General features: G+C 66.9%; 16 protein-coding genes. 6 read left to right on the top strand and 10 right to left on the bottom strand.

Features of this window, described 5'->3' with window-relative positions:
- Positions 1 to 81: 81 nt before the first annotated feature.
- Entirely contained in the window at positions 82 to 1,362 is a 1,281-nt protein-coding gene (locus VHO04_RS09845) for an SDR family oxidoreductase (RefSeq protein ID WP_329628159.1), read from the top strand.
- Complete coding sequence (locus VHO04_RS09840) at positions 1,362 to 1,835, top strand: DUF2269 domain-containing protein (RefSeq protein WP_329628158.1); 474 nt, start codon at positions 1,362 to 1,364, stop codon at positions 1,833 to 1,835. The genes VHO04_RS09845 and VHO04_RS09840 overlap by 1 nt, the downstream gene beginning before the upstream one ends.
- A gap of 31 nt (positions 1,836 to 1,866) precedes the next feature.
- Here VHO04_RS09840 and VHO04_RS09835 read toward each other — a convergent pair whose 3' ends face one another.
- Both VHO04_RS09835 and gyrA read right to left on the bottom strand, forming a co-directional pair.
- On the bottom strand, positions 1,867 to 2,175 hold the full coding sequence (locus VHO04_RS09835) for a DUF952 domain-containing protein (RefSeq protein WP_329628157.1): 309 nt from the start codon (positions 2,173 to 2,175) through the stop codon (positions 1,867 to 1,869).
- Positions 2,172 to 4,886 (bottom strand): DNA gyrase subunit A, encoded by a 2,715-nt coding sequence (gene gyrA / locus VHO04_RS09830; RefSeq protein ID WP_329628254.1) that lies wholly within the window; start codon positions 4,884 to 4,886, stop codon positions 2,172 to 2,174. Before gyrA ends, VHO04_RS09835 begins: the two co-directional genes overlap by 4 nt.
- Positions 4,887 to 5,141: 255 nt before the next feature.
- On the opposite strand from gyrA, the gene VHO04_RS09825 reads away from it, so the two are divergent.
- Genes VHO04_RS09825 through VHO04_RS09815 form a run of 3 tightly spaced genes read left to right on the top strand, consistent with a single transcriptional unit; the run spans position 5,142 to position 8,683 of the window.
- Positions 5,142 to 6,356 carry a hypothetical protein gene (locus VHO04_RS09825; RefSeq protein ID WP_329628156.1) on the top strand — a complete coding sequence of 405 codons (1,215 nt, stop codon included), beginning with the start codon at positions 5,142 to 5,144 and terminating at the stop codon, positions 6,354 to 6,356.
- 57 nt (positions 6,357 to 6,413) lie between these two features.
- Positions 6,414 to 7,310 (top strand): hypothetical protein, encoded by an 897-nt coding sequence (locus tag VHO04_RS09820; protein ID WP_329628155.1) that lies wholly within the window; start codon positions 6,414 to 6,416, stop codon positions 7,308 to 7,310.
- Positions 7,307 to 8,683, top strand: coding sequence for a HAMP domain-containing sensor histidine kinase (locus VHO04_RS09815; protein WP_329628154.1), 1,377 nt, complete (start codon positions 7,307 to 7,309; stop codon positions 8,681 to 8,683). Before VHO04_RS09820 ends, VHO04_RS09815 begins: the two co-directional genes overlap by 4 nt.
- Before the next feature lie 158 nt (positions 8,684 to 8,841).
- Here the strand turns inward: VHO04_RS09815 and VHO04_RS09810 are convergent, their stop codons facing one another.
- Together VHO04_RS09810 and gltX are read right to left on the bottom strand one after the other, a co-directional pair.
- The gene (locus tag VHO04_RS09810; protein WP_329628153.1) at positions 8,842 to 10,125 is read right to left on the bottom strand and encodes a citrate synthase; all 1,284 of its coding nucleotides are present in this window, start codon (positions 10,123 to 10,125) and stop codon (positions 8,842 to 8,844) included.
- A 39-nt stretch (positions 10,126 to 10,164) separates the two neighbouring features.
- Positions 10,165 to 11,631 carry a glutamate--tRNA ligase gene (gltX, locus tag VHO04_RS09805; RefSeq protein ID WP_329628152.1) on the bottom strand — a complete coding sequence of 489 codons (1,467 nt, stop codon included), beginning with the start codon at positions 11,629 to 11,631 and terminating at the stop codon, positions 10,165 to 10,167.
- 98 nt (positions 11,632 to 11,729) lie between these two features.
- Between gltX and VHO04_RS09800 the strand changes: the two genes are divergently transcribed.
- Complete coding sequence (locus VHO04_RS09800; RefSeq protein ID WP_329628151.1) at positions 11,730 to 13,871, top strand: ComEC/Rec2 family competence protein; 2,142 nt, start codon at positions 11,730 to 11,732, stop codon at positions 13,869 to 13,871.
- Here VHO04_RS09800 and lexA read toward each other — a convergent pair.
- From lexA to VHO04_RS09770, 6 genes are all read right to left on the bottom strand, one after another.
- The gene (gene lexA / locus VHO04_RS09795) at positions 13,825 to 14,508 is read right to left on the bottom strand and encodes a transcriptional repressor LexA (RefSeq protein ID WP_329628150.1); all 684 of its coding nucleotides are present in this window, start codon (positions 14,506 to 14,508) and stop codon (positions 13,825 to 13,827) included. The genes VHO04_RS09800 and lexA overlap by 47 nt on opposite strands.
- A gap of 77 nt (positions 14,509 to 14,585) precedes the next feature.
- Positions 14,586 to 15,773 carry a molybdopterin molybdotransferase MoeA gene (locus VHO04_RS09790; protein ID WP_329628149.1) on the bottom strand — a complete coding sequence of 396 codons (1,188 nt, stop codon included), beginning with the start codon at positions 15,771 to 15,773 and terminating at the stop codon, positions 14,586 to 14,588.
- Positions 15,770 to 16,243 (bottom strand): cyclic pyranopterin monophosphate synthase MoaC, encoded by a 474-nt coding sequence (gene moaC / locus VHO04_RS09785; RefSeq protein WP_329628148.1) that lies wholly within the window; start codon positions 16,241 to 16,243, stop codon positions 15,770 to 15,772. The genes VHO04_RS09790 and moaC overlap by 4 nt, the downstream gene beginning before the upstream one ends.
- 315 nt (positions 16,244 to 16,558) lie before the next feature.
- Positions 16,559 to 17,344: an indole-3-glycerol phosphate synthase TrpC gene (gene trpC, locus VHO04_RS09780; protein ID WP_329628147.1), complete on the bottom strand. Its 786-nt coding sequence runs from the start codon at positions 17,342 to 17,344 to the stop codon at positions 16,559 to 16,561.
- Positions 17,341 to 18,339 carry an anthranilate phosphoribosyltransferase gene (gene trpD / locus VHO04_RS09775; protein ID WP_329628146.1) on the bottom strand — a complete coding sequence of 333 codons (999 nt, stop codon included), beginning with the start codon at positions 18,337 to 18,339 and terminating at the stop codon, positions 17,341 to 17,343. The genes trpC and trpD overlap by 4 nt, the downstream gene beginning before the upstream one ends.
- A complete protein-coding gene (locus VHO04_RS09770) occupies positions 18,336 to 18,926 on the bottom strand; it encodes an aminodeoxychorismate/anthranilate synthase component II (protein WP_329628145.1) in 591 nt (196 codons plus the stop codon). The genes trpD and VHO04_RS09770 overlap by 4 nt, the downstream gene beginning before the upstream one ends.
- Positions 18,927 to 18,943: the final 17 nt, after the last annotated feature.

The raw sequence follows: 18,943 nt of genomic DNA, 5'->3' as shown, positions 1-18,943 counted from the left end.
GGGAAGAGGTCAATTGGGGATGCCTCGTCTACCGGGCTTCATTCGTTTTCAAGCTGGTGCTAGGAAACTGGTAGGGGATATATGCGAATATTATTGCTTGGCGCTGGCGGGTTTATTGGCCGCCATATTCTGTCCGATCTGATTGCCGCCGGGCATGATGTGGTGGGGGTGGTGCGGCCGGGACAGGATTTGACCGCCGTGTTTCCGGCAGCCAGTTTTGTCGCGCTTGACCTCGCCCATATGCTTTCTGCCGAAGATTGGTCGGGCCACCTTGCCGGAGTGGAGGCGGTCGTCAATGCGGCAGGGGTGTTGCGTGGGCGGGACATGGACGCGGTCCATATCGACATGCCGCGAGCCCTCTACGAAGCCGCTTCAAGAGCCGGAGTGAAGCGGACCGTGCTGATTTCTGCAATCAGCGCGCGTGAGGATGTCGCAACGGATTATTCGCTGTCCAAACTTTCGGGCGAGGCGGTGCTTCGCTCCTCCGGCCTCGAGTGGATTCTTCTTCGGCCATCGCTCGTCTATGGCGATGGGAGTTACGGGGGAACGTCGTTGATCCGGGGCATGGCAGGCTTGCCGCTGGCCGTGCCGCTGCCCGATTCGGGGGATTTCGCATTCTCCCCGATCCATGCCCGGGATTTGGCCCGCACCGTGCGGATCGCCTGCGAGGGCGGAATTGCGCCGCGCGAGGTGCTCGAACCGGCCGGGCCGGACACGATGAACCTGATGGATATACTTGCCCGATATCGAGCGTGGCTGGGCTTTGCTCCCGCCCGTTTCTTGCATGTGCCGATGCCGCTGATGCGATTGCTGGGATGGATCGGCGACAGGGCCGGCGACGGCCCCATATCGACCAACAGCCTGGTCCAGATGGCGGCGGGCAACGCCGGCGACGGCGGCGCCTTCGCAAAGGCCGTTGGCTTCAAACCGCGCAGCCTCGACGATGCGCTGCGCGACAGCCCGGCGCAGGTTCAGGACCGCTGGCACGCAAGGCTGTTCTTTCTCGTTCCTGCACTCAAGGCCGCGCTACTTCTCCTATGGCTGGTTTCGGCCTGGGCGGGGCTGACGCATGGCGCGGAACAGGCAAAAGCCTTCACCCACAGCATCGGATTGCCTCCGGTTTGGGCGGATCCTCTGCGTATTGGCAGCAGTGTGCTGGATATCGCGATCGCCGTGCATCTGGCGGTTGCGCGTTCGGCGATGCGGACGGCGCTCGTGCAGTTAGCCGTTGTGTTTGGGTATAGCGTCGTCATCGGTGTTGCGCTGCCGCACCAATGGCTCGATCCGCTGGGTTCGCTGCTCAAGAATCTGCCGATCATGGTGGCTATCGCGATTTATGGGGTGATCGGGGACAAGCGCTGATGGACCCTTATCTGGTGTGGAAATGGCTGCATATCGTGAGCAGCACGGTGTTGTTCGGCTTTGGCGCGGGCACCGCCTGGTATTTCTGGAATGCTCATCTCACCGGTGATCCGGTGCTGATCTCGCGCATTGGCCGGATGGTGATCAGGGCGGACTGGATCTTCACGGGGACAAGCGGAATCCTACAACCGGTCAGCGGGGTTGCATTGGTTCATCTCGCAGGCTTTTCCCTCCTCGAATCGTGGCTGGTAGCCGCCTATGCGCTCTATGCGATCGCATTTCTCTGCTGGGCGCCGGTGGTCCGGCTCCAGATCGAGGCGCAACGCCTTGCCCAAGCGGCAGCCGAAAAGGGTGTGCCGCTAGGGCAAGACTATCGCCGCACCATGCGGCTATGGTTCGCGCTGGGCTGGCCCGCATTTCTGGGGCTGATGGCGGTGTTCTGGCTGATGGTTGCGAAACCCGCGCTCTGGTAACGGCCCGTCCGCGCTTCAAGGCCGTCGGCGGTCAATCCCGCTTGCTGAGCCCCACCACCGCGTGCATCGGCAGTTCGCCGTAGAGGTGCGGGAAAAGCGCGCCCTCGCGCGCTTCTTCCCAGCGCACCGCCTCGCCGAATTGCGACAGGTCGACCTCGGCGATCATCAGGCAGCCTTGGCCCGCGAAATGCTTCGCCAGCGTCCCTTCGAGCTGCTCCGCGGTCGACAGGTGGATATAGCCGTCGGCGATATCCACCGGCGCCCCGCGGAACACGCGTTCGCGCTCGAAATCGACCCATTGCTGGTGCGTCAGCACCTTGAAGGCCGTGGGCGCGCTCATTCGGAGGGCGCCTCCGTCGCGGGGGCCTCGGGGGTTTCGGTTTCGGCGATGCCGTCGGCATCATCCTCGTCGCTGTCCTCGATCAGCGCTGCCGAGACGACATGCTCGCCGTCGGCGACGTCGAACAGGCGCACGCCCGCCGAGCCGCGGCCGATGACGCGCAGGCTGTCGAGGCCCATGCGGATCAGCTTTGCCTGATCGGTGACGAGCATCAGCTGATGCGCCTGCGTGGCGGGGAAGCTGGCCACCACCAAGCCGTTGCGCCTGATATTGTCGATGTTGGTGATCCCCTGGCCGCCGCGGCCGGTGCGACGATATTCATAAGCCGACGACAGCTTGCCATAGCCGTTCGCGCAGACGGTCAGGATGAACTGTTCGCGGCCCGCCAGTTCGGCGAAGCGATCGGCGTCCATGTCGGGCGCGCCTTCCTTTTCGGCCTTCCACGGGGCGAAGCGGAGGTAATCCTCACGCTCGTCCTGATCGCGCATCCCGCCACGATGGAGGATCGACAGCGAGATCACCTCATCGTCATCCTTGCCGAGCTTCATACCGCGCACGCCGGTCGAGTTGCGGCTCTGAAACTCGCGGACGTCGTCGCCGGCAAAACGGATCGCCTTGCCCTGCCGCGTCGCGAGCAGGACATCGTCGTTTTCACCCAGCAGAGCGACGCCGATCAACCGGTCGTCCTCATCCTCGCCCTCGAATTTCATGGCGATCTTGCCGTTCGACGGAACGTTGGTGAAGGCGTCCATGCTGTTACGACGCACATTACCCTTTGCGGTTGCAAACATGACGTGCAGCTTGCCCCATTCGCCCTCGTCCTCGGGCAGCGGTAGCACGGTCGAGATGGTCTCGCCCTGCGCGAGCGGCAACAGGTTGATCATCGGCCGGCCGCGCGTCGCCGGTCCGCCTTCGGGCAGGCGCCACACTTTCAGGCGATAGACTTTGCCCGCGGTCGAGAAGAAGAGCACCGGCGTGTGGGTCGAGGTGACGAAGAGTTCGGTGACGACATCCTCGTCCTTCGTCGCCATCCCGGCGCGGCCCTTGCCGCCGCGGCGCTGGGCGCGGAAGGTATCGAGCGGGGTGCGCTTGATATAGCCGTCGAGGGTGACGGTAACGACCATCTCCTCGCGCTCGATCAGATCCTCGTCGTCGATGCCGTCGGCGGCGGGAGCGACGAGCGTCTTGCGCGGCGTCGCAAATTCCTCGCGCACCGCGATCAGTTCCTCGCGCATCACCGCATAGAGTTTTTCGCGGTCGGCGAGAATCGAAAGCAGTTCCTCAATCTCGGTCGCCAACTCCCCGAGTTCCTTGCCAATTTCGTCGCGGCCGAGCGCGGTCAGGCGGTGGAGGCGAAGGTCGAGGATCGCCTTCACCTGAATTTCGGAGAGGCGGTAGGTGGCGCTTTCCTCCATCTCGCCCTCGATCGCCTCGACGAGGCGGATATAGGGCGCAATTTCGCCGATCGGCCATTCGCGGGCGAGCAACGCTTCGCGCGCCGCGGCGGGCGAGGGCGAGCCGCGGATGATGCGGACGACTTCGTCGAGGTTCGAGACCGCGACGACGAGGCCGAGCAAGATGTGGGCGCGGTCGCGCGCCTTGGCGAGTTCGAACTTGCAGCGGCGGGTGATCACCTCCTCGCGGAAGGCGATGAAGGAGGTCAAAATCTCCTTCAGGCCGAGCATTTCGGGGCGGCCGCCGCGGATTGCGAGCATGTTCGCGGGGAAACTCGACTGCGCCGGGGTGTGGCGCCAGAGCTGGTTAAGTACGACCTCGGCGGTCGCGTCGCGCTTCAGTTCGATAACGACGCGGACGCCCTCGCGGTTCGATTCGTCGCGGATGTCGGCGACGCCTTCGATCCGCTTGTCGCGCGCGGCTTCGGCGATCTTCTCGACCAGCCCCGATTTGCCGACCTGGAAGGGGATCGAGGTCAGGACGATCGACTGACGGTCATTGCGTCCTTCCTCGATCACATGCGTCGAGCGCATCATGATTGAGCCGCGCCCGGTCAGATAGGCGTTGCGTGCGCCGCCCTGACCCAGCATCATCGCGCCGGTCGGGAAATCCGGGCCGGGAACGATCGCCATCAGGTCTTCTAGGCTTATCGAGGGGTTGTCGATCGTTGCTAAGGTTGCATCGATAACTTCGCCGAGGTTGTGCGGCGGGATGTTGGTCGCCATGCCGACCGCGATGCCGCCCGCGCCATTGACGAGCAGGTTGGGGAAGCGTGCCGGGAGCACGGTCGGCTCTTCGCGGCTCGCGTCATAGTTGGGCTGGAAGTCGACCGTGTCCTTGTCGAGGTCGCCCAGCAGGACCATCGCGGTTTTCGCGAGGCGTGCTTCGGTGTAGCGCATCGACGCTGGCGGATCGGGGTCCATCGATCCGAAATTGCCCTGGCCGTCGATCAGCGGGACACGCAGCGACCAATCCTGCGTCATGCGCGCAAGCGCGTCATAGATCGCGCTGTCGCCGTGGGGGTGATAGTTACCCATGACGTCGCCGACGATCTTCGCCGATTTCTTGTAGGGGCGGCCGGGGACGAAGCCGCCTTCCTGCGCCGCATAGAGGATGCGGCGGTGGACGGGCTTCAGGCCGTCGCGCACGTCGGGGAGCGCGCGGCTGACGATCACGCTCATCGCATAATCGAGGTAGCTGGTCTTCATTTCGTCGACGATGTTGATCGGCGACACGCCATCGTCGGACGGCTGCATAGGCGTATTTTCTTCGGTCAAGACCCGGCCTTTTTTCTGCTTATCGGGAGATGGATTTTGCCTAGCCCATGGGGGCGGCGAATGCCAGCGATTCGGTCGGTTTTCAGCAGATTTTTTGCACCTGTGAGGGCATCGGAATCGCGCGGCTTTCGGCGTGTCGGGGTGACGTCATGATGCGCGACAAGCGGCTTGCCAATCCTTCGCGCGCCCCTAAAGCTGGCGCGCGATGACCAACTGCCAGCCTGGGGGGCGCCGGTGGCCCTGATCGCGCTCGTCGGCGCGAGCGAAATGCTGCCCGACGGGTCGCTGCGCGCGCTCGTCACCGTGGCGGGCGAGACGCTGATCGAGCGGCAGGCGGCGCGGCTCGCCGATGTCGGGGTGACGCATATCGCGGTCGCGGTCGCGGCGGTGCCGGCGGAGCTGCTCGGCGTTTGCGACCGCATCCGGCGCCGCGGCCTGAAGGTGACGCCAGTGCGTGCCGCCGCCGATCTGGTTGCGCTGGTCGAGAGCGATGACCGCATCCTTCTCGTCGCCGATGGCCTGCGCGCCGGGGGCACCCATTATGCAGCGATCGCCAGGCCTGGGTCGCCCGCGATCCTCGTCACCGGCGACACGGTGCTGACGCAGGCGTTCGAGCGGATCGACGCGACGCGGCGCTGGGGCGGGCTCGCGTCGATCTCGCAGCCCATGGCCGCGGAGCTCGCGGCGATGCCCGGCGAATGGGACATGATGCTGACGCTGCTCCGCATGGCGGTGCAGGCGGGCGCGCGGCGGCTCTATTGCGAGCCGGCGCTGTTCGAGCAGGGCGAGATCGCGATCGTCACCGATCGTCCGACCGCGGCGCTGATCGAACAATCGAGCCTGCAACAGGTCGAATATGGCGGCATGGGGCTTGGCCGCTCGGCGATCATGATGCCGCTGGTGCGATTGGTCGGCCCCTTGCTTGTGCGTTCCGCAAAGACCGCGCGCTATCTTCCTTATGTTACAGCGCTTTTATGGGTCGGCGTTGCGTTGCTCGCGGCGAGCGGGCTGGCCGCTGCGGGGGCCATCGTCGCGGTGCTCGGTGGGCTGGGGCTGGCTGCTATGCGCTTCCTCTCGGCCTTCCGCGCCGAGAGCGCGGCGCAGGACCGGGTGCGCCACGTCATCCGCGTTTTCGGCTGGCTGCTGCTGGGGCTCTTTCCCTGGCTGCTGTCGCTCGGCGGGGCCGATCATCTGATGCCGCGCTTTTCGGAGGCCGCGCTCGCGCCCTGTCTGGCGGCGACCATCCTGCTCGCGCGCTGGCTTTACGAGGATGTGGGCGAGACGCGCCGGTTTCATTGGCTGCTTCCCGATGCCGACCAGGCGTGGATGATGCTGGTGCCCGCCCTGTTGTTCGATTTCGCGACGCTGATGTTCGCGGTGCTGCCGCTGCTGGCGCTGTTCCAGATCATGATCTGGCTCCGTCTCGCACGGCGGCCGGATTCACTCTAAAACAAAGCGCTGCAAGGTTTAACGCCTATTAACGATAGGCTGCTATCGCGGGCGTGCATGGCCGAATCCCTTTCCTCGCCCGGCATCGAATTGCCGTCGCCGATGCTATCGGCGCGCCTGCGCGAACTCGCCGGTTTCCTGGCGGCGCCGATGGCCGGACGGCTGACCGAGGAGCAGCGCGCGCTGTCGCTGGGCATCGCGCGGCGACTGGTCGCCGATGCGGCGCAGATGCCGGGAGACGCGATCGATGCCGCGATGCTGTGGGGAGAATGGCTCGAAGGCGGATTGCCGACGGCGGCACGGTTGGCGGCCGCCTGCTATGCCCGCGCCGAAGAGCATCGCTGGCGCGAGCATTCGGCGATGCGGGCGATCGCGCCTGTGTCCGCAGCCGACGAGTCCGGCGACCCCGCCACTGCCGCCGTGCCGGAGATGCCGCCCATGGTTGACCGCGCCTATCTGGCGCTTCAGATCGCCGACCGGCGGCGCTTCGACGCGCGCGGCCATCCGCGCATCGCGCTGGCCGATGCCGACCCCGAACTGCTCCGCGCGCTGCTTGGCGACATTGCGGCGTGGCGCGTGCGCCAGCCGGGCAAGGGCGGCGTGTCGGCGTTCGACCCCGACGATTTCGTGCAGCGCGCGCTCGATCGGCATTCACCGGCTGCGGGGATCGACCGCGCCGCGCGGGCCTATCATGCGTCGCTCGGCACCGCTTCCGCCGTTGCTGCAGCGGCGACAGCGGCGATCGCGGCGCACGACTGGCCCGCGCTGATCGCGCTTGCCGCGTGCGAGCAGCGGCGATCCTATGCCGATATGGCGTTCGCGCTGCTCAGCGCCGAGCCTGCGGCGCTGCCGGCGCTGCTCGCCCCGTTGCGTCTCGACCGGGCGGCGCTCGCGCCGCTAGAAGCGTCGCTGGCAGCGCTTCCGTCGCGCACCGATGGCGAGGCGGCCCGATGAGCGAACGCGTCATCCGCGGGCGGATCGACCGCGCGGGCGCGCTGGTCAGCGCCGATGCGCCGTTGCTCCGGCTTCAGCAGCGCGCCGGGGCCGGGATTGGCAAGCCGCTCGCGCTGCCGCACCTCGCGCGGCTCGTCGCGCTGGCGCAGCGGCTGCAACGCGACCTTTCGCGGCCGCTTTATGCCGCCGACGATCATAGCGATATTCACGCGCTCGTCCGCGTTCTGCCCGACGGTGACGGCGCCAGTCTGGAAATTAGCGACTGGCGCGCCGGCGCAATGACGATGCCGCAAGCGGCGACCGCCGACGCGGCCCCGCCGCTTCGCGGATGGACATGGGAATGCGACCAGCAATTGCGGATGATCGCCTTGCAGGGCGCCGCTAATGCGCCACTCGTTCCTGCGGAGTGGGAAGGACGGTCGCTGTCCGAACTGTTCGAGTTGCAGCCCGATGAGCAGGGACGGTTTCCGGTGCTGCGCGCGCTCGCGAGCCAATCGCGTTTCGAGGGGCAGCGCGTCCGCGCCGACGGTTCGACGGGGCGGGTCGCGATGACGCTTGCCGCCGCCCCCATCTTCGATGCGACCGGACGCTTTACCGGCTTTCGCGGCGAGGCGGATGTCGAGCAAGAGACTGCGGCGAGTGGGGGCAGCGTGACCGCCACGCTCGCCGACCCCGCGTTCGGATCGCTGCCGCTGTCGGACCCGCAATTCGGACGGCGGATCGATGGCGCGCTGCGTGGACCATTGAGCCGCATCATCGCGACCGCCGAGACGATCCACGGCCAGTTCGACGGGCCGATCCGCGCCGATTATGCGCGCTATGCCGGCGATATCGCGCACGCCGGGCGCCATTTGCTCGGGCTGGTCGACGATCTCGCCGATTTGCAGAATATCGAGCGTCCCGGGTTCAAGGCGGCGGCCGACGAGATCGACCTTGGCGACCTGGCGCGCCGCGCGGTCGGACTCCTCGGCATGAAGGCCGAGGAAAAGCGCATTCGCATCGACGCGCCGAAGATCGATGACAAGATGCCCGCGACGGGCGAATTCCGCCGCGTCTTGCAGGTGCTGCTCAACCTGCTCGGCAATGCGATCCGCTATTCGCCAGAAAACTCGCAAATCTGGATCCGCGTCGATCGCGAGGGCGACCGCGCGATGGTCACCGTCGCCGACCAGGGACAAGGGATTTCGGGCGAGCAGCAGGCGGTGGTGTTCGAGAAGTTCGAGCGGCTCGGCCGCACCGACAGCGGCGGATCGGGGCTGGGCCTCTATATCGCGCGGCGTCTGGCGCGGGCGATGGACGGCGACCTGACGGTCGAAAGCGCGCCGGGGCAGGGAGCGCGGTTCACGCTGAGCCTGCCGGCGCGGGATAGCTAAGGTCGTCGCCCCCGCGAAGGCGAGGGCCGTCAGAGGTGCAGCGCAAGGCTGCCTGCGGCCCCCGCCTTCGCGGGGGCGACGATTGTCTTGGGGTGTACCGCCACGAAAAAGGGGCCGCGGAACGGCCCCTTTTCCTGATTTCGATTTCTCGCGAGTGTTTAACGCTTGTCGACGGGCACGAACGGACGGTGCGTCGGGCCTGTGTAGAGCTGACGCGGACGACCGATCTTCTGCGCGGGGTCGGAGATCATTTCGTTCCACTGCGCGACCCAGCCGACGGTGCGGGCGAGCGCGAAGAGCACGGTGAACATCGTCGTCGGGAAACCGATCGCCGACAGGATCACGCCTGAATAGAAATCGACGTTCGGGAACAGCTTCTTCTCGATGAAATAGGGGTCGTTCAGCGCCATTTCCTCAAGCTGCAACGCAACCTCGAACACCGGATCGTTGACCTTGAGCGCGTCGAATACCTCGCGCACCGTCTTTTGCATCACGGTCGCGCGCGGGTCGTAATTCTTGTAGACGCGGTGGCCGAAGCCCATCAGGCGGAACGGATCGTCCTTGTCCTTGGCGCGAGCGAGATATTCGGGGATGCGTTCGGGGCGCCCGATCTCGCGCAGCATGTTGAGCGCCGCCTCGTTCGCGCCGCCGTGCGCCGGACCCCACAGGCAGGCAATACCCGCCGCGATGCACGCGAAGGGATTCGCGCCCGACGAGCCCGCGAGGCGGACTGTCGAGGTCGAAGCATTCTGCTCGTGATCGGCGTGGAGGATGAAGATGCGGTCGAGCGCGCGGACGACCGCCGGATCGACCTCATATTCCTCGGCCGGGACGCCGAAGGTCATGCGCAGGAAATTATGCGTGTAGCCGAGGTCGTTGCGCGGATAGACGAAGGGCTGACCGACCGAATATTTATACGCCATCGCCGCGATCGTCGGCATCTTCGCGATCAGCCGGTGGCTGGCGATCATGCGCTGGTGCGGATCGTGAATCTCGGTCGAATCGTGGTAGAAAGCGCTGAGTGCGCCGACGATGCCGCACATTAGCGCCATCGGATGCGCGTCGCGACGGAAGCCGCGGAAAAAGGTCGACAATTGTTCGTGGACCATCGTGTGGCGGGTGATGGTATTGTCGAAAGCCGTCAGTTCCTCAGCATTCGGCAGTTCGCCGTTGAGCAGCAGATAGCAGGTTTCCATGAAGGTCGAATGTTCGGCAAGGTCGCCGATCGCATAGCCGCGGTGCAGCAGCACGCCTTCGTCGCCGTCGATATAGGTGATCTGCGATTCGCAGCTCGCGGTCGAGGTGAAGCCGGGATCGTAGGTGAAGGCGCCGGTCTGGGCATAGAATTTGCGGATATCGACGACATCGGGGCCGACCGTGCCCTTGAGCACCGGATTTTCGACGGTGGTGTCGCCCAGGGTGATTTTTGCGATATCGGTCATTTTCTTTCCCCTGAAGGTTTAGGGCGGGAGACGTTGCGGCTACGCCCCTGCCGGATAATATTGCGCTGCGTCAAGTCGCGCCAGGCTCGCATCGCGGCCGAGCAGCAGCAACACGTCGAAAATTCCCGGAGATACCGTGCGTCCGGTCAGCGCGGCGCGCAGCGGCTGCGCGAGTTTGCCGAGCCCGATTCCGGCCGACTCGCTCGTCTCGCGAACCGCGGCCTCGATATCCTCCGCATTCCAGTCGTTCAGCCCGCGCAGCTTGTCGGTGACGCTGGCGAGCACTCCCTCCGGCGCATCCCTTAGCACCTGCGCGGCCTTTTCGTCCACCGCGAGCGGCAGCGCCTCGAAAAGGAAGGTCGCGCCCTCGGCGATCTCGTCCAGCGTCTTGGCGCGGGGTTTCAGCGACTCCATCGCGCGCACCAGCAGATCGCGTTCGGCATCGCCCAGCGCGCGGCCGACGCACTTTTCGACGCGCGGGGCGACGAGATCGGCGAGGCGGGCGTCATCGGCTTCGCGGATATAATGGCCGTTCAGATTTTCGAGCTTTTTGAAGTCGAAGCGCGAGGGCGAGCGGCCGACATGATCGAGGTCGAACCATTCGACCGCCTGCTCGCGGCTGATGATCTCGGCGTCGCCGTGCCCCCAGCCGAGGCGAAGCAGATAATTGTTCACCGCTTCGGGCAGATAGCCCATCTCGTCGCGATAGGCGTCAACGCCGAGCGCGCCGTGGCGCTTCGACAGCTTCGCGCCGTCGGCGCCGTGGATCAGCGGGACATGCGCATAGACCGGCTCGCGCCAGTTCATCGCGCGGATCAAAGCAAGCTGGCGGAAGGCGTTGTTGAGATGGTCGTCGCCGCGGATGACGTGGGTGATCCCCATATCATTGTCGTCGACGACGACGCTCAGCATATAGGTCGGGGTGCCGTCGCTGCGCAGCAGGATGAAATCGTCGAGCTCGGCATTCTGGACGGTGACGTCGCCCTGCACGCGGTCGCGGATCGTGACTTCGCCGTCCTGCGGGGCGCGCAGGCGGATGACGTGCGGCGCTGCGGGATCGCCGTCGTCGCGGTCGCGCCACGGGCTGCGGACGCGGAAGGGGACGCGCTTTTCCTGCGCTTCGGCGCGCATCGCCGCGAGTTCGTCCTGCGTCAGATAGCAGCGATAGGCTGCGCCCCTGGCAAGCAGGTCGTGCGCAACCTCGGCATGGCGCGGCGCGCGCGCGAACTGAAAGACGGCATCGCCGTCCCAATCGAGATCGAGCCATTTCATGCCGTCGAGAATCGCGTCGATTGCGGCGTTGGTCGAGCGCGCGCGATCGGTATCCTCGATGCGAAGCAGGAACTTGCCGCCATGGTGGCGCGCGAACAGCCAGTTGAACAGCGCGGTGCGCGCGCCGCCGATGTGCAGATATCCGGTCGGGGAGGGGGCAAAGCGCGTCACCACGTCGGAGCCGGTCGCCTCGGGGGTCGCTTCTGCCAATTTGGTCGGGTTTTCGGTTGCCACTGCGGCCTCTTTCACTCAATTTGCCGCTCCGGTCAGGGGGACCGGGACGGAGGATCGGGGCAGCCCCTAGCATGGCGGCAAGGTCGCTTCAAACGCCCATGTTCGCGCACGCGATTGCGGCCCTTCGCGGGCTTTCGGAACGCGCCGAGGCGTGGCTCGACGTTGAGCGTGAGCGGATTGGGCTCTGGCTTCCCGTCGCGCTCGGCGCGGGGATCGCGGCTTGGTTCACCTTGCCGACGCGGATGCAGTGGGTCGGGCTGCTTTTCCTGCTCGCTGCGGGAGCGCTTGTCGGTTTGCTGGCCGGATGGCAGCGGCGGTTGGGTCGCATCGCAGCGGTCGGCTCTGCGGTGATGGCGGCGGGACTGCTGCTGATCTGGGCGCGCGCGGCATGGGTCGCGGCGCCTGTGCTGGCGCAACCCGCGGTGACCGCCTTTTCGGCCGAGGTCGAAGCGGTCGAGCCGCAGCCCGCGCGCGAGCAGGTGCGGTTGATCGTCCGTCCGCTCGGTCGTCCCGATCTGCCGCCACGCGTCCGGCTAACGCTGCGCGGCAATGGCAGCGATATTGCGCCGGGCGAGTTCGTCGGGCTGCGCGCGCGGTTGATGCCGCCGCCAACGGCGAGCCTGCCGGGCGGCTATGATTTTGCGCAGCGCGCCTGGTTTGACCGGATCGGCGCGGTCGGGACGGTGCTCGGCGACGTCGCCCGGTCGCCCGGACCGCGTCGCGGCGGCCAGCCGCTGCGCGCGCGGCTGAGCGCGCATATCCACGAACAGGTCGCGGGATCGCCGGGCGGGATCGCGGCGGCGCTGGTCACCGGCGATCGCGGCGCGATTTCGCCCGAGGATGACGAGGCGATGCGCCGTGCGGGCCTCGCGCACCTGCTGTCGATCAGCGGGCTGCATGTGACCGCGGTGATCGGTTTCGCGATGCTCGTCGCGATGCGGCTGTTCGCGCTCAGCCGGCGGCTGGCGCTGGCGGGATATGTGCTGCCTATCGCCGCCGCTGCCGGGGCGCTCGCGGGGGCGGGCTATACGTGGCTGGCGGGGGCCGAAGTGCCGACGTTGCGGTCACTGATCGCGGCGCTGCTCGTTCTTGTCGCTTTTCTGATGGGGCGCGAGGCGTTGACTTTGCGGCTGGTCGCAGCGGGGGCGCTGATCGTGCTGTTATGGCGCCCCGAATCGCTTGCAGGGCCTAGTTTTCAGCTCAGCTTCGCGGCGGTGACCGCGCTCGTCGCGCTTCATGAAAGCCCAGCGATGCAGCGCTTCCTCGCGCGCCGCGACGAGGTTCTGCCGCTGCGATGGGGACGGGCGTTGGCCGGATTGCTGATCACCGGTCTCGTGGTCGAGCTGGCGCTGGCGCCGATCGCGCTGTTTCATTTCCACAAGGCGGGGCTTTACGGTGCGCTCGCCAATGTCGTGGCGATCCCGCTCACGACCTTCGTCATCATGCCGATGGAGGCGGCGGGGCTGCTGTTCGATAGCGTCGGGCTCGGCGCGCCCTTCTGGTGGGTGGCCGATCACGCGCTGCGCCTGCTAATCGCGCTCGCGCATCGGGTCGCAGACACACCGGGCGCGGTCGCGACGCTGCCGAGCTTTCCGCGTTGGGGCTTCGCGCTGACCGTCGGCGGCGGGCTCTGGATTCTGATCTGGCGGACGCGCTGGCGCTGGGCGGGGGCGGCGCCGCTGGCGATCGGCATCGCGGCGCTGCTCGCGCAGCCGCGCCCCGATCTGCTCATCACCGGCGACGGGCGCAACATCGCGGCGGCGGTGCCCGGCGGCGGCTATGCGTTGCTGCGCGACCGCGCGGGCGATTTCGTGCGCGATACGATGAGCGAAGCAGCGGGGGTCGACGTGCCGCTGGGCGCGCTCGCCGAGCTCGACCATGTCGAATGCAACGCCGATTTCTGCCGCTGGCAACAGGGCGCGGGGCAGAATGAGACGAGCGCGCCGTACGTCATCCTTGCCTCGCGTGGTCGGGACCGGATCGAGGGCGCCGAAATGGCCGCCGCCTGCGCCGCAGCCGATGTCGTGATCAGCGACCGCTGGCTGCCGCGCGAGTGCGTCGGGCGCTGGCTGACGATCGACCGCGACAGTCTGGCGCAAAGCGGCGGGCTGGCGATCTATCTGGGGGAAAGGCCGCGGGTCGCCGCCGCGCTACGCGCGGGTGACGAGCATCCGTGGCGTCGCCCCGATCAACTCAGTGGTAACGACGAAGCAGTCCCGACAGACGTCCTTGCACCATGACGCGCCCGGCTTCGTAGCGCTGCGGCTCATAGGCGCTGTTGGCGGGATCGAGCCGGATCATCTTGCCCTCGCGGCGGAAATATTTGAGCGTCGCATCCTGCCCGTCGACCAGCGCGACGACGATGTCGCCCTCGCGCGCGGTGTCGGCTTTCTGGATCAGCGCATAATCGCCGTCGAAGATTCCCGCCTCGACCATCGAGTCGCCCGACACTTCGAGCGCATAATGCTCGCCCGCGCCGAGCAGCGCGGCGGGAACAGCGAGTTGGTTGTGATCCTCGAACGCTTCGATCGGCACACCCGCGGCGATCTTGCCGTGCAGCGGCACCTCGATGATGTCGTTCGCGGCGATCGGGCGCAGCGCGGGCGCGGGTTTGCGCAGTGGGACGATATTGTCACGATCACTCAGCACGGGAGCCTTCGCGCCTTCGGGGGTCTTGAGCACCTCCAGCGCGCGGGCGCGGTTGGGAAGGCGGCGGAGAAAACCTCTTTCTTCCAAGGCGCTTATCAGGCGATGGATACCCGATTTCGACTTGAGACCGAGCGCTTCCTTCATCTCCTCGAACGACGGCGAGATCCCGCTCGCGTCGAGGCGCTGCTGGATGAAGTGGAGCAGTTCATGCTGCTTGGCGGTCAACATCGATCATTCTCCATGATGCCCCGAATGGACCGGGCGCCGGACATAGAGAGAACGATAGTGGAACAAATCGGAACTTGTCAAGCGATGTCGATATAATCGGCCAGTTCGCCCGCGGCTTTGGCGGGTGCGCCGATCTCGCGGATCACGAGCGCGTCGGCGTCGGCGAGCGGGAAGGTGCGGCCGCTGTCCTGTCCGTCGAACGGCATGAGGCGCTCGCCGTCACGGCGCGCGCGCAGATAGTCGCGCCGCGTGCCGCCGGGGCCGAGCGCAGCCGCGAGCGGCGCGTGCCGGATTTCGGGCAGCGGGTTGCGCGCGCCTGCAAGATGGCGGACGAGCGGGAGCAGGAACAGGGTCGCGGTGACGAAGGCCGACGATGGATTGCCGGGCAGGCCGAGCAACAGCGCATCGCCGATGCGACCCGCGATCAGCGGCTTGCCCGGCTTCATCGCGATCTTCCAGAAATCGACGCGCCCGCCTGCATCCTCGAGCGCGCCGCGGACATGGTCATGATCGCCGACCGACGCGCCGCCGACGGTGACGATGACGTCGTGACGTCGCGCCAGATCCTTGAGAACGCGGGCGATCATCGTCCGGTCGTCGCGCATGTGCAGCGGCAGCCCGACGTCGGCGGGTTCGCGCGCGAGCAGCGCCGCGAGCATCGGGCCGTTGCTATCGGGAATCTGACCGGGGGCGAGCGTGCGGCCCGGCTGGACCAGTTCGTCGCCGGTGGTCATGATCGCGACGCGCGGGCGCGCGCCGACCGCAAGCTGCGCCGCGCCGCCCATGATTGCGGCGGCGATGGCACCCGGGGTCAGGCGCGTTCCGGCAGTGAGCAGCCGGTCGCTTGCGGCGAAATCACTCGCGCGGGCGCGGATATGCTGACCGCGCGCAGGCGCGTCGCCGGTCAGGGTGAGCGTCGCCCCATCGGCGGCGGCATTTTCTTGGATGAGGATGGTGTCGGCGCCATCTGGAAGCATGGCGCCGGTGAAGATGCGTGCCGCCTCGCCCGCGCCGAGCGGCGCGGATGGCGCGGTGCCTGCGGCCACCTCTCCGCTGATCCGCCAAGGGCCGGGAAGATCGTCGAAGCGGATCGCATAGCCGTCCATCGCCGACAGCGGCGCCGCGGGCTGGTCGCGTTCGGCCGCGATGTCTTGTGAAAGATAATGGCCAAGCGCTTCCGAAAACGCGATAGTTTCCGGCGCGAGCGGCGGGCGCAAGGCGAGCAGGCGCGCCTGTGCCTCCTCGACGGCAAGCAGGCCGCTCATGCGGCGCGCCAGTCGCCCGAGCGGCCGCCGCTCTTTTCGAGCAGGCGGATGCCCTCGAGGATCATCGCGCGGTCGAGCGCCTTTGCCATGTCGTAGAGCGTCAGCAGCGCGACCGAGGCGGCGGTGAGCGCCTCCATCTCGACCCCGGTCGGGCCGGTCGTTTCGGCGGTAGCGCGGACCGAAACGCCGGTGCCTTCCCAGTCGAATTCGACCGAAACCTTGGTGAGCGCGAGCGGGTGGCAGAGCGGGATCAGGTCGGACGTGCGTTTCGCGGCCATGATGCCGGCGATGCGCGCGGTCGAGAGGACGTCGCCCTTGGGCGCGTTGCCGCTGCGGATCGCGTCCAGTGCCTCGGCTGACATCGCGATGCGGCCGCCCGCGACGGCGCGGCGGCGGGTGGCGGGCTTGGCGCCGATATCCACCATATGCGCGGCGCCGCTGTCGTCGAGGTGAGTCGGTTTGCTGGTCATCGGGGCGAGCGAAGCAAGGCAGCGTAAGAAAGGCAAGGGGAGATGGCGGCTTTCGACCGGAAGCGGACCTACCTTACATCGTCATCCCGGACTTGATCCGGGATCCATTCATCCGGCGCTGAGAGAATGGATCCCGGATCAAGTCCGGGATGACGAAAGTCTGAAAGTCGCGCGCAGCATCTCTTATCTTCGTCATTCCCGCGAAAGCGGGAACCCAGAGCGTGCGTCGGCTGACCCCACTCTGGGTTCCCGCTTTCGCGGGAATGATGAAAGTGGGGAAAAGGCCGCTTCCCACCCCAATGCGGAAATGGCGTTTTACCCGTTCAGCAGCGCCCTTGTTGCCGCCTCGACATCCGGCTGGCGCATCAGGCTTTCGCCGACGAGGAAGGCGTGGACGCCGCTCTGCGACAGGCGGTGGCAGTCGGCGTGGGTGGCGATGCCGCTTTCGCCGACGAGCAGCGTGTCGGGCGGCACCAGCTTCGCCAGCCGCTCGGTCACCGCGAGGTCGGTTTCGAAGGTGCGCAGGTCGCGGTTGTTGACCCCGATCAGGCGCGAGCGCAGCTGCGTCAGCGCGCGGTCGAGTTCGGCCTCGTCGTGCACTTCGACGAGGACGTCCATGCCGCGCTCGATCGCCGCATCCTCGATCTCGCGCATCGCGCCGTCGCCCAGCGCTGCGACGATGATCAGGATCGCGTCGGCGCCGATCGAGCGCGCCTCGGCGACCTGCCACGGGTCGATCATGAAATCCTTGCGGAGGACCGGAAGGTCGCACGCGGTGCGCGCCGCGATCAGAAATTCCTCATGCCCCTGAAAATAGGGCGCGTCGGTGAGCACCGACAGGCAGGCGGCGCCGCCCGCGGCATAGGCGCGGGCGTGTTCGGCCGGATTGAAATCTTCCCTTATCAATCCCTTGGATGGCGAAGCTTTCTTGATTTCCGCGATCAGGCCGAAGCCGCCCGCGCCGATCTTTGCCCGCAGCGCTGCCGTGAAACCGCGCGGGGCGCCGGCGTCGATGCCGTCGAGATCGGGAATCGAATAGGCCTGGCGGCGCTGCGCCACCTCCTGCGCCTTGGTGACAAGAATTTCGGTGAGTTTGTTCATTTATAGGCGATCCAGCAATTGAGCAGGGCGTTGGCGAGCCCCTTGTCGATCGCCTCGGCCGCTTCCTCGACGCCGTCGGCGAGCGTTTCGGCGGCGCCCGCGACGACCAGCGCTTCGGCGGCATTGTAGAGCACCGCGTCGCGATAGGCGCCGGGCTCGCCCAGCAGCAGTGCGCGGAGCGCCGCCGCGTTCGCCGCTGCGTCGCCGCCGCGGATGGCGGTGATCGGATGGTTGGGAAGACCGGCGTCGGGGGCGGTGCTGCGCTGCATCCGCACGCCTTCGCGGGTGACGACCGCGACCTCGTTGCCGCCCGCAAGCGACAGTTCGTCGAGCCCTTCGTCGCCCGAAATCACGCGCGAATGATCGGTACCGAGCCGATGCAGCGCCTCGGCATAGACGGGGACATAGGCGGGACGCGCGATGCCGACGAGCTGGCGCGAAACGCGCGCGGGGTTGGCGAGCGGGCCCATCAGGTTGAAGATGGTACGCTGCCCGATCGCCTTGCGGATCGGCTGGATACGCTTCATCGCGGGGTGATGGTTCGCGGCGAAGAGGAAGCAGATGCCCAGATCGGCGAGCTGCGCTTCGGCCATCGCCCCGGCGCGCTCCATGTCGAGGCCGAGCGCCTCCAGCGTATCGGCGGCGCCCGATTTCGATGAAGCCGCGCGATTTCCGTGCTTTGCGACTGGAACCTCGCATGCCGCGACAACGATCGCGACCGCGGTCGAAACGTTGAGCGTGTGGTGGCCGTCGCCGCCGGTGCCGCAGACGTCGATCGCGTTTGCGGGGGCGTCGATCGGGATCATCCGGTCGCGCATCGCCTGCGCCGCGGCGGCGATCTCGACCATCGTCTCGCCGCGATCGGAAAGCGCGATCAGGAAGCCGGCGATCTGCTCGTCGCTCGCGTCCCCGTCGAGGATCGCGGCGAACGCGGTGGCCGCTTCGTCATGCCCCAGCAGCGCGGCGGGGTCGGGGAGCGGGCCGAAACGGCTCATGCCGCGCGCCGCGCCGCGACCGGCAGCCCTGCTATCTTCAGGAAATTGGCGAGCATCGCATGACCCTGCTCGGTCGCGATGCTTTCGGGATGGAACTGGACGCCATGGATCGGCAGTTCGACATGGCGGAAGCCCATCACCGCGCCGTCGTCGCTCGTCGCGTTGATCGCGAGAACCGGCGGAATGTCAACGACCTCAAGGCTGTGATAGCGCGTTGCGGTCAGTGGCGAGGGAAGGCCGGTGAAAAGGCCTGTGCCGTCATGGCAGACCGGCGAGGTCTTGCCGTGCATCAGATGGCCGCGCTGGACGGTGCCGCCGAAATGCTGGCCGATCGCCTGATGGCCGAGGCAGACGCCGAGCAGCGGCTTCCTCGCATCGGCGCAGGCAGCGACGAGATCGAGGCTGATTCCCGCTTCGTTCGGAGTGCAGGGGCCGGGGGAAATCAGGAAGGCCGCGGCACCGGTTGCGAGCGCTTGCGACGCGGTCAGCGCGTCGTTGCGCTCGACGCGCACCTCGGCCCCGAGCTCGATCAGATAATGAACGAGGTTGAAGGTGAAGCTGTCATAATTGTCGATGACGAGGATCATGGCGGCGCCCTAACGGT

The organism is Sphingopyxis sp., assembly GCF_036261875.1.
Taxonomy (GTDB): Bacteria; Pseudomonadota; Alphaproteobacteria; order Sphingomonadales; family Sphingomonadaceae; genus Sphingopyxis.
This window is presented reverse-complemented; position numbering and strand designations above follow the sequence as displayed.

Bases quoted from the DNA above. Each gene is read 5' to 3' on its own strand.
- VHO04_RS09845 (WP_329628159.1), top strand. From the start codon at position 82: ATGCGAATATTATTGCTTGGCGCTGGCGGGTTTATTGGCCGCCATATT.
- VHO04_RS09840 (WP_329628158.1), top strand. From the start codon at position 1,362: ATGGACCCTTATCTGGTGTGGAAATGGCTGCATATCGTGAGCAGCACG.
- VHO04_RS09835 (WP_329628157.1), bottom strand. From the start codon at position 2,175: ATGAGCGCGCCCACGGCCTTCAAGGTGCTGACGCACCAGCAATGGGTC.
- gyrA (WP_329628254.1), bottom strand. From the start codon at position 4,886: ATGCAGCCGTCCGACGATGGCGTGTCGCCGATCAACATCGTCGACGAA.
- VHO04_RS09820 (WP_329628155.1), top strand. From the start codon at position 6,414: ATGGCCGAATCCCTTTCCTCGCCCGGCATCGAATTGCCGTCGCCGATG.
- VHO04_RS09815 (WP_329628154.1), top strand. From the start codon at position 7,307: ATGAGCGAACGCGTCATCCGCGGGCGGATCGACCGCGCGGGCGCGCTG.
- VHO04_RS09810 (WP_329628153.1), bottom strand. From the start codon at position 10,125: ATGACCGATATCGCAAAAATCACCCTGGGCGACACCACCGTCGAAAAT.
- VHO04_RS09800 (WP_329628151.1), top strand. From the start codon at position 11,730: ATGTTCGCGCACGCGATTGCGGCCCTTCGCGGGCTTTCGGAACGCGCC.
- lexA (WP_329628150.1), bottom strand. From the start codon at position 14,508: ATGTTGACCGCCAAGCAGCATGAACTGCTCCACTTCATCCAGCAGCGC.
- VHO04_RS09790 (WP_329628149.1), bottom strand. From the start codon at position 15,773: ATGAGCGGCCTGCTTGCCGTCGAGGAGGCACAGGCGCGCCTGCTCGCC.
- moaC (WP_329628148.1), bottom strand. From the start codon at position 16,243: ATGACCAGCAAACCGACTCACCTCGACGACAGCGGCGCCGCGCATATG.
- trpC (WP_329628147.1), bottom strand. From the start codon at position 17,344: ATGAACAAACTCACCGAAATTCTTGTCACCAAGGCGCAGGAGGTGGCG.
- trpD (WP_329628146.1), bottom strand. From the start codon at position 18,339: ATGAGCCGTTTCGGCCCGCTCCCCGACCCCGCCGCGCTGCTGGGGCAT.
- VHO04_RS09770 (WP_329628145.1), bottom strand. From the start codon at position 18,926: ATGATCCTCGTCATCGACAATTATGACAGCTTCACCTTCAACCTCGTT.